The sequence below is a fragment of the Janthinobacterium sp. PSPC3-1 genome, assembly GCF_049896105.1.
GTDB lineage: Bacteria > Pseudomonadota > Gammaproteobacteria > Burkholderiales > Burkholderiaceae_D > Janthinobacterium.
In genome coordinates, this window is record NZ_JAFCTQ010000002.1 from 479,485 (window position 1) to 486,611 (window position 7,127).

General features: G+C 64.9%; 6 protein-coding genes and 2 tRNA genes. 6 read left to right on the forward strand and 2 right to left on the reverse strand.

Features of this window, described 5'->3' with window-relative positions:
* Positions 1-13 precede the first annotated feature (13 nt).
* Entirely contained in the window at positions 14-859 is an 846-nt protein-coding gene (locus tag ACP7B7_RS04445) for a D-hexose-6-phosphate mutarotase (RefSeq protein WP_426075874.1), read from the forward strand.
* On the opposite strand, the gene ACP7B7_RS04450 is transcribed toward ACP7B7_RS04445, so the two are convergent.
* On the reverse strand, positions 843-1,883 hold the full coding sequence (locus ACP7B7_RS04450; protein WP_308924548.1) for a carbonic anhydrase: 1,041 nt from the start codon (positions 1,881-1,883) through the stop codon (positions 843-845). The two genes, ACP7B7_RS04445 and ACP7B7_RS04450, sit on opposite strands and share 17 nt — an antisense overlap.
* A 137-nt stretch (positions 1,884-2,020) precedes the next feature.
* Positions 2,021-2,671, reverse strand: a complete 651-nt coding sequence (locus tag ACP7B7_RS04455) for a VTT domain-containing protein (protein ID WP_308924547.1) — start codon at positions 2,669-2,671, stop codon at positions 2,021-2,023.
* Between the two features lie 270 nt (positions 2,672-2,941).
* On the opposite strand from ACP7B7_RS04455, the gene ACP7B7_RS04460 reads away from it, so the two are divergent.
* From ACP7B7_RS04460 to ACP7B7_RS04480, 5 genes are all read left to right on the forward strand, one after another.
* Positions 2,942-3,874, forward strand: coding sequence for a peptidylprolyl isomerase (locus ACP7B7_RS04460; RefSeq protein WP_426075875.1), 933 nt, complete (start codon positions 2,942-2,944; stop codon positions 3,872-3,874).
* Between the two features lie 23 nt (positions 3,875-3,897).
* On the forward strand, positions 3,898-5,796 hold the full coding sequence (gene mutL, locus ACP7B7_RS04465; RefSeq protein WP_426075876.1) for a DNA mismatch repair endonuclease MutL: 1,899 nt from the start codon (positions 3,898-3,900) through the stop codon (positions 5,794-5,796).
* Between the two features lie 95 nt (positions 5,797-5,891).
* Complete coding sequence (gene miaA, locus ACP7B7_RS04470) at positions 5,892-6,833, forward strand: tRNA (adenosine(37)-N6)-dimethylallyltransferase MiaA (RefSeq protein ID WP_426075877.1); 942 nt, start codon at positions 5,892-5,894, stop codon at positions 6,831-6,833.
* A gap of 79 nt (positions 6,834-6,912) precedes the next feature.
* Positions 6,913-6,989 (forward strand) — tRNA-Met (locus ACP7B7_RS04475).
* 59 nt (positions 6,990-7,048) lie between these two features.
* A tRNA-Met gene (locus tag ACP7B7_RS04480) sits at positions 7,049-7,125 on the forward strand.
* Positions 7,126-7,127 lie beyond the last annotated feature (2 nt).

The following is a 7,127-nucleotide window of genomic DNA, read 5'->3' on the forward strand; positions in this document are numbered from 1 at the left end:
CAGGAACACAAGCATGAGCAAGAACACATTTGGCCAGCTGCCGGCCGTGACCATCCGCGCCGCCGATGGCGCGCAGGCGACGGTAACGCTGTATGGCGGCCACCTGGTGTCATGGCGCGGCAGCGATGGCCGCGAACGCCTGTTCTGCAGCCGCGAATCAAAACTGGACGGCAGCCGCGCCATCCGCGGCGGCGTACCCGTGATCTTCCCGCAATTCGGCGCGCGCGGCGCCGGCATGCGCCACGGCTTTGCCCGCGTCGCGACCTGGCAGGAGGCGGCCAGCGGGACCGACAACGGCGCCGCCTGGACCGAATTCACCCTTACCCAAGACGACCTGCCGCAGGCGATCGCCGCCGCCTGGCCGTTCGACTTCGCCCTGCGCCTGCGCGTGACGGTGCAGGCATCATCGCTGGAGATCGGCCTGGCCGTGCACAACACGGGCAGCCAGCCCTTCCCGTTCTCGGCCGCCCTGCACAGCTATTTCGCCATCGATGCACTGGACCAGGCGCGCATTACCGGCCTGCAGCGCGTGCGCTATTCGGAAGAGACGCCGCCGGACGCGCTGCAGGCGGAAGAGGTGCTGCAGTTTGCCGACAAGCTCGATCGCATCTATCACCAGTTGCCCGGCCCCTTGCAGCTCGAATCGGGCGGCGACACCTTGCGCCTGGCGCAGCAGGGTTTTACCGATGCGGTGATATGGAATCCGGGCGCGCAGGATGCGGCCGCCCTGCCCGACCTGGCCGACGACGAATACCCGCGTTTTGTCTGCATCGAAGCGGCCCTGATCCAGCCGGACTTGCTGGCCGCCGGCGCCGAATGGCACGGCAGCCAGCAATTGGAGTTTAGTTCGATTCCTTGATAATGCGGCCATTGGTGGCTTGCACTGGCCGTGCGTTCAGCGGATACAGCCGGCTAAACAGCGCCATTTGCGCAGCCGATGCCTGCACCGGCTGCTTCATCACCAGCCACAGCACGTTTTCGCTGCACGGCGGCTGCTCCATCGATCCCATGTAGGTGTAGTAGTCGCGCCGCGTGGGCACCATCTCCATCGGGTCCAGCAAAATCGATGGGCTCATGGTGTCGAATTTTTCCAGCGGCAGGTTGTTCCAGACGGTCTGGATGGTCGCCTGCGGCGTGCCGCGTTCCAGCATCAGCGCCAGGATGGCCTGGCGGCCCTCGGCGTCGCGGTGCACCAGGTGCACCACCATCTCATACGTCTTGCCATTGATGCGGTCGCCCGACGGCCGGTGAAAATGGAACTGCTGCAGCTCGAACATGCGGTTCTGCACCGTGATGTAGTTGCCGCTGCCCACCGCCACCTGCACCGTGTGGCCATTGTCGACCACGTTGAACGACGAGGGGTGGTAGTCAAAGCTGATCTGTTCCAGTTCCACCTTCATGCCGTCGCGGATATCGATCGGTGACTGGCGGTTGCCGCTGCTGCACTTGCCCCAGTCCACATTGATCTTGCTCCAGTTGGCCGGGCCGCTGTCGCCTTCGTACGACCAGTGCGTGCCGCGCGCCACCGGTGGCGGTGGTGGCGGCACGGCTTTCGCCACGGTGGCGCGCTTGGCGCGGGCGGCGGCGCGGGCGGCCTGGGTGGCGCGCATTTCCGCCAGGCGCGCCGCGATGCGTTCGGACAGGTCGACTTCGGCCGCCTCTTCCTTGTCGCGCGCGGTGGGCGCCACGGTGACGGGCGGCTTGCCCTTGACGGACTCGGTCAGGGTTTTCATGGCCGCCGCGCGCTCGGAGGCGGAGGCGGGCGCGGACGCAGGCACGGGAGTCTTGCCGGCGGGGACCAGCGGCGTGGGGGCATCTTTGGCGCTTGCCATCGCCGTCATCACGGCCAGGCTGCAAGCTAACAGGGCGCTCAAATGTCGCATGGAAATCCAGAAAGTAAGAGTACTCTCTGGTTTACGGCTGGAAACATCCAAAACTTGAATGACGGGGAAGGACAACAGGACCGACAGAAGGGAAAAACCGGCTGCGGGGCGCGATTGCCCCGCAGCCGTTTGCTGCTTTACGCCGAGCGGGCCGTCATTTTCTTGTACAGTTTCCAGATGCCGCCCAGCGCCACCGGCACCACGGCGGCGCCCACGCCGATCAGCACGATCAGGGTCAGGTGGTCGCGGATCCATGGAATATTGCCGAAGAAGTAGCCGGCCGTGACCAGGCCTACCACCCACAGCAGGGCGCCCGTGACGTTGTACATCTGGAAGCGCGCATGCGTCATGTCGGAAATGCCGGCCACGAACGGCGCGAAGGTGCGCACCACCGGCACGAAGCGCGCCAGGATAATCGTCTTGCCGCCATGCTTTTCAAAAAACTCATGCGTGCGGCGCATGGCGTCCTTGTTGATCCAGCGGTAATCGTGGGTAAACACCCTTTGCCCGATCGCCTCGCCTATCCAGTAATTGAGGGTATTGCCGGTGATGGCGGCCGTGACCAGCAGCGCGATCAGCAAGCCCAGGTGCATCTGGCCGGTGGCGCAAAAAGCGCCGGCGATAAACAGCAGCGTATCCCCAGGAAAGAAAAACAGCACCACCAGGCCTGTTTCACAAAAAATAATGGCAAACAACACCGCATACACGAGCGTGCCGTACTGTTCAATCAAGATACCGAGTGTCTTGTCGACATGGACAATCATGTCGAGGAATTGCACAAAATCCATATTTTTTTCCCTAAAGGTAGCGCCGGAATCATACACCACCGGGCCTGTGCGACGGCAGTCCCCGGGCCACTATTTCGTGATTAATTTTCAGCGCCCGGGCATGTGTGGCGTGCGGCGTGACATTTTAAGGCCAGGTTAAGGAAACCGGGCGCCGCCAGTCTTGCGGCACGACATGCCGGCACGCTTTTGCGCCATGCTTCTCCTTCCGAAATATTGCCATTCCGTTATACACTTTCCGCCGGGCGCAAACCGCGCCGACCAGGAGAATCCATGCGACCGAATCACCTCACGACACTGGCCATCGCCGCCGCCATCGGCGCGGCGCTGCCGTCCTTGCATGCCGCCACCATCCGTGCGCCAGCCGAATTGCCCGCCAAACAGACGGTGGCCGACGTCATCAAGGCTTCCACGCCGGCCGACTGGCGCGCGCTGGACCCAGCCAATACGCTGTACCTGGAGATCGCCGCCGGGCGCATCGTGATCGAACTGGCGCCCGAGTTCGCGCCGAAACACGTGGCCAATATCAAGGCGCTGGTGGCCGAGCAGTATTACGACGGCCTGGCGATCACGCGCGCACAGGACAACTGGGTAGCGCAATGGGGCGACCCCGATGAAAAGAATCCGAAACCGATCAAGCACGCCCAGCGCACCCTGCCCGGCGAATTCACAGTGCCGATGAAAACCATCAGCAGCTTCACGCGCCTGCCGGACGTCGACGGCTACGCGCCGCAAGTAGGCCATTCGAACGGCTTTCCGTCCGCGCGCGACCCGAAAAGCGGCACCGCCTGGCTGACGCACTGCTACGCCACGGTCGGCGTGGGCCGCGACGTGGGCAGCGACAGCGGCGGCGGCACCGAGCTGTACGCCGTCATCGGCCAGTCGCCGCGCCACCTGGACCGCGACATCACCGTGGTCGGGCGCGTGGTCTCCGGCATGCCCCTGCTGGCGACCCTGCCGCGCGGCGCGGCGCCGATGGGCTTTTACGACAGCCCGGACAAGAATGTACCGATCAAGTCCGTGCGCCTGGCGTCCGATGTGCCGCCTGAGCAGCGCGTGCGGATGGAGGTGATGCGCACCGACAGCGCCGCTTACCAGGCCGTGCTGGAAGCCCAGCGCAACCGGGGTGGACCGTGGAGCAAGGTGCAGGCCGGGCATGTCGACCTGTGCAATGCGCCGATACCGGTGCGCGAGGTGGGCAAATAATCCAACCCGGTATAATCTGCCGCATGAACGCTCCCATCACGCCCCACCGTCCGATCCAGGCCCTGCCTGACCAGCTGATTTCGCAAATCGCCGCCGGCGAGGTGGTCGAGCGGCCCTCGGCGGTGGTCAAGGAGCTGCTGGAAAACGCGCTCGACTCGGGCGCCACGCAGATCACCGTGCGGCTGGAAGAAGGCGGCGTGAAGCGTATCGCGATCACCGACAACGGCCGCGGCATCGACAAGGATCAATTGCCGCTGGCCCTGGCGCGCCACGCCACCTCCAAGATCGCTTCGCTGCACGACCTGGAAAACGTGGGCACACTGGGCTTTCGCGGCGAGGCGCTGGCCTCGATCGCGTCGGTCGCGGCCGTCACCGTCACCTCGCGCACGGCGGACGCGGCCCACGCCTGGGAAATCGTCGGCTCGCACAATGGTACGGTAACGCCCTCGTCCGGCGCGCAGGGCACCACGGTCGACGTGCAGGACCTGTATTTCAATACGCCCGCGCGGCGCAAATTCCTCAAGTCCGAACAGACCGAATACGGCCACTGCGCCGAAGTCGTGCGCCGCATCGCGCTGGCGCGGCCCGACGTGTCGTTCTCGCTGTCGCACAACGGCCGCACCATCGACCAGTGGAACATCAGCGAACTGGCCAAGCGCAGCGCGCACATCCTCGGCAATGACTTTGCCGAGGCGCGCCTGGCGCTGGACGAAGCGGCCGGCAGCCTGCGCCTGCACGGCTTTGCCGGCTTGCCGACGGCGTCCAAGGCGCGCGCCGACGGCCAGTTCTTTTATGTCAACGGCCGCTTCGTGCGCGACAAGCTGCTGGTGCACGCGGTGCGCATGGCCTACCAGGACGTGCTGCACGGCGACCGTTTTCCCTCGTATGTGCTGGCGCTCGACCTCGATCCTTCGCTGGTCGACGTCAACGTCCATCCATCGAAGATCGAAGTGCGCTTCCGCGACAGCCGCTCGGTGCACCAGTTCGTCTTTCACGCGGTGCAGCGCGCGCTGGCGCAAACCTCGGCCACGGCGTTTGGCAGCGTGCCGGCGCCCTTGCCGGCCGCCTCCAGCCTGGGCGGCGATACGGGTGCAGGCCTGGGTGGTCCCGGCCTGTGGCGGCGCGAGCAGACCCAGACCTCGTTCGGCGCCCAGTTCACGAACACGTTTGCGCCCGCGCCCGCTGGCGGCAGCATGCCCTTCTTTGCCGAGGCACCCGGCGTGGCGCAAGACACGGCCGCCTATGGCGCGCTGTTCGCCGGTTCGCCGTCGCCGATCACGCAAGTCCAGCCCTATGTCGCCTCGGCCGAAGCCATGGCGCGCGAAGAATACCCACTGGGCTTTGCCCTGGCCCAGCTGCACGGCATTTATATCCTGGCGCAGAACACCAAAGGCCTGGTGCTGGTCGACATGCACGCGGCGCACGAACGCATCCTGTACGAACAGCTGAAAAACGCGCTGCAGGCGCAGGTATCGGGCCAGGACATGCAGGTGCAGGCGCTGCTGATCCCGGTGACGTTTTATGCCGACGCGATCGAAGTGTCGACCGCCAATGAAAACCAGGAGACGTTAAAAGCGCTGGGCTTCGATATCGCCGCCCTGTCGCCCACCACCCTGGCCGTGCGCAGCGTGCCGACCCTGCTGAAAAATGCCGACGCGCAGACGCTGGCGCGCGACGTGCTGCGCGACGTGCGCGAATACGGCGGCTCGCGCGTGCTGATCGAGCGCCAGAACGAACTGCTGGGCACCCTCGCCTGCCACACGGCCGTGCGCGCCAACCGCATCCTGTCGGTGCAGGAAATGAACGCCCTGCTGCGCCAGATGGAAAGCACCGAGCGGGCCGACCAGTGCAACCACGGACGGCCAACCTGGGTGCAGGTCGAGATCAATGCGCTGGACAAGCTCTTCCTGCGCGGCCAATAACTTTTAACCCCAACCGCAAATTCTGGGGTCGGACCCTGAGGGTCCGACCCCGGCAGTCGCTGTTGGGTTTGCATAGCAAGCCACCACAAAGCATCATGACCAACACACTTCCCCCCGCCATCGCCATCATGGGCCCCACGGCCAGCGGCAAGACCGCCGCCGCGCTGGCCATCGCGCAAGTGATCCCGGCCGAGATCATTTCCGTCGATTCGGCGCTGGTCTACCGCGGCATGGATATCGGCACGGCCAAGCCGACGCCTGAAGAACTGGCGCAGGTACCGCACCACCTGATCGATATTATCGACCCGCTCGATGCCTATTCGGTGGCGCAGTTCCGCAACGACACCTTGCGCCTGGTGGCCGACATCACGGCGCGCGGCAAGCTGCCGTTGCTGGTCGGCGGCACCATGTTGTACTTCAAGGGCCTGACCGATGGCCTGGACGACCTGCCGGGCGCGGACGCGGCCCTGCGCGTGCAGCTGGAAGCGGACGCGGCCGCCATCGGCTGGCCCGCCATGCATGTGCGCCTGGCGCAGCTCGATCCGCCCACGGCGGCGCGCCTGGCGCCGAACGACGCCCAGCGCATCGGCCGCGCGCTGGAAATCATCGCCCTGTCGGGCCAGCCCATGTCGGCCCTGCTGGCGCTGCGCGAAAAGACGGTGCTGCCGTTCCGGCTGCAGTCGTTCGCGCTGGAGCCGTCCGACCGCGCCGTGCTGCACGCGCGCATCGCCGCCCGTTTCGATACGATGCTGAAAGACGATGCCTTGCTCGACGAGGTGGAAGGATTGCGCCGGCGCGGCGACCTGCACCCAGGCCTGCCTTCCATGCGCTGCGTCGGCTACCGCCAGGCCTGGGATTACCTCGACGGGCGCATCGACCGCGCCGCGCTGCGCGAGACGGGCATTATCGCCACGCGCCAGCTGGCCAAGCGCCAGCTGACCTGGCTGCGCGCCATGCCCGACCGCATCGTCATCGATTGCTTGGGCAAGGATCCGGCCGGACAGATGCTGGCGCAGATCCAAACGTCCCTGAAATAAGACAGCGCGAAAAACCCACAGATTTTTTGCGGCCGGCATTGACAAGGAAAACGGAAGACTGGATAATGCTCGGCTGTTGGGTGATATAGCTCAGTTGGTTAGAGCACAGCATTCATAATGCTGGGGTCGGTGGTTCAAGTCCACCTATCACCACCAAAGAACATCGACCAGGTTTGTCCTGGTCAAAACGAGCATCCGGTCTGACCGGTCTGTTTGGTGATATAGCTCAGTTGGTTAGAGCACAGCATTCATAATGCTGGGGTCGGTGGTTCAAGTCCACCTATCACCACCAAG

What these genes read in the sequence shown, in the direction of transcription:
- ACP7B7_RS04445 (WP_426075874.1), top strand. Translation starts at nt 14, where the DNA reads ATGAGCAAGAACACATTTGGCCAGCTGCCGGCCGTGACCATCCGCGCC.
- ACP7B7_RS04450 (WP_308924548.1), bottom strand. Translation starts at nt 1,883, where the DNA reads ATGCGACATTTGAGCGCCCTGTTAGCTTGCAGCCTGGCCGTGATGACG.
- ACP7B7_RS04455 (WP_308924547.1), bottom strand. Translation starts at nt 2,671, where the DNA reads ATGGATTTTGTGCAATTCCTCGACATGATTGTCCATGTCGACAAGACA.
- ACP7B7_RS04460 (WP_426075875.1), top strand. Translation starts at nt 2,942, where the DNA reads ATGCGACCGAATCACCTCACGACACTGGCCATCGCCGCCGCCATCGGC.
- mutL (WP_426075876.1), top strand. Translation starts at nt 3,898, where the DNA reads ATGAACGCTCCCATCACGCCCCACCGTCCGATCCAGGCCCTGCCTGAC.
- miaA (WP_426075877.1), top strand. Translation starts at nt 5,892, where the DNA reads ATGACCAACACACTTCCCCCCGCCATCGCCATCATGGGCCCCACGGCC.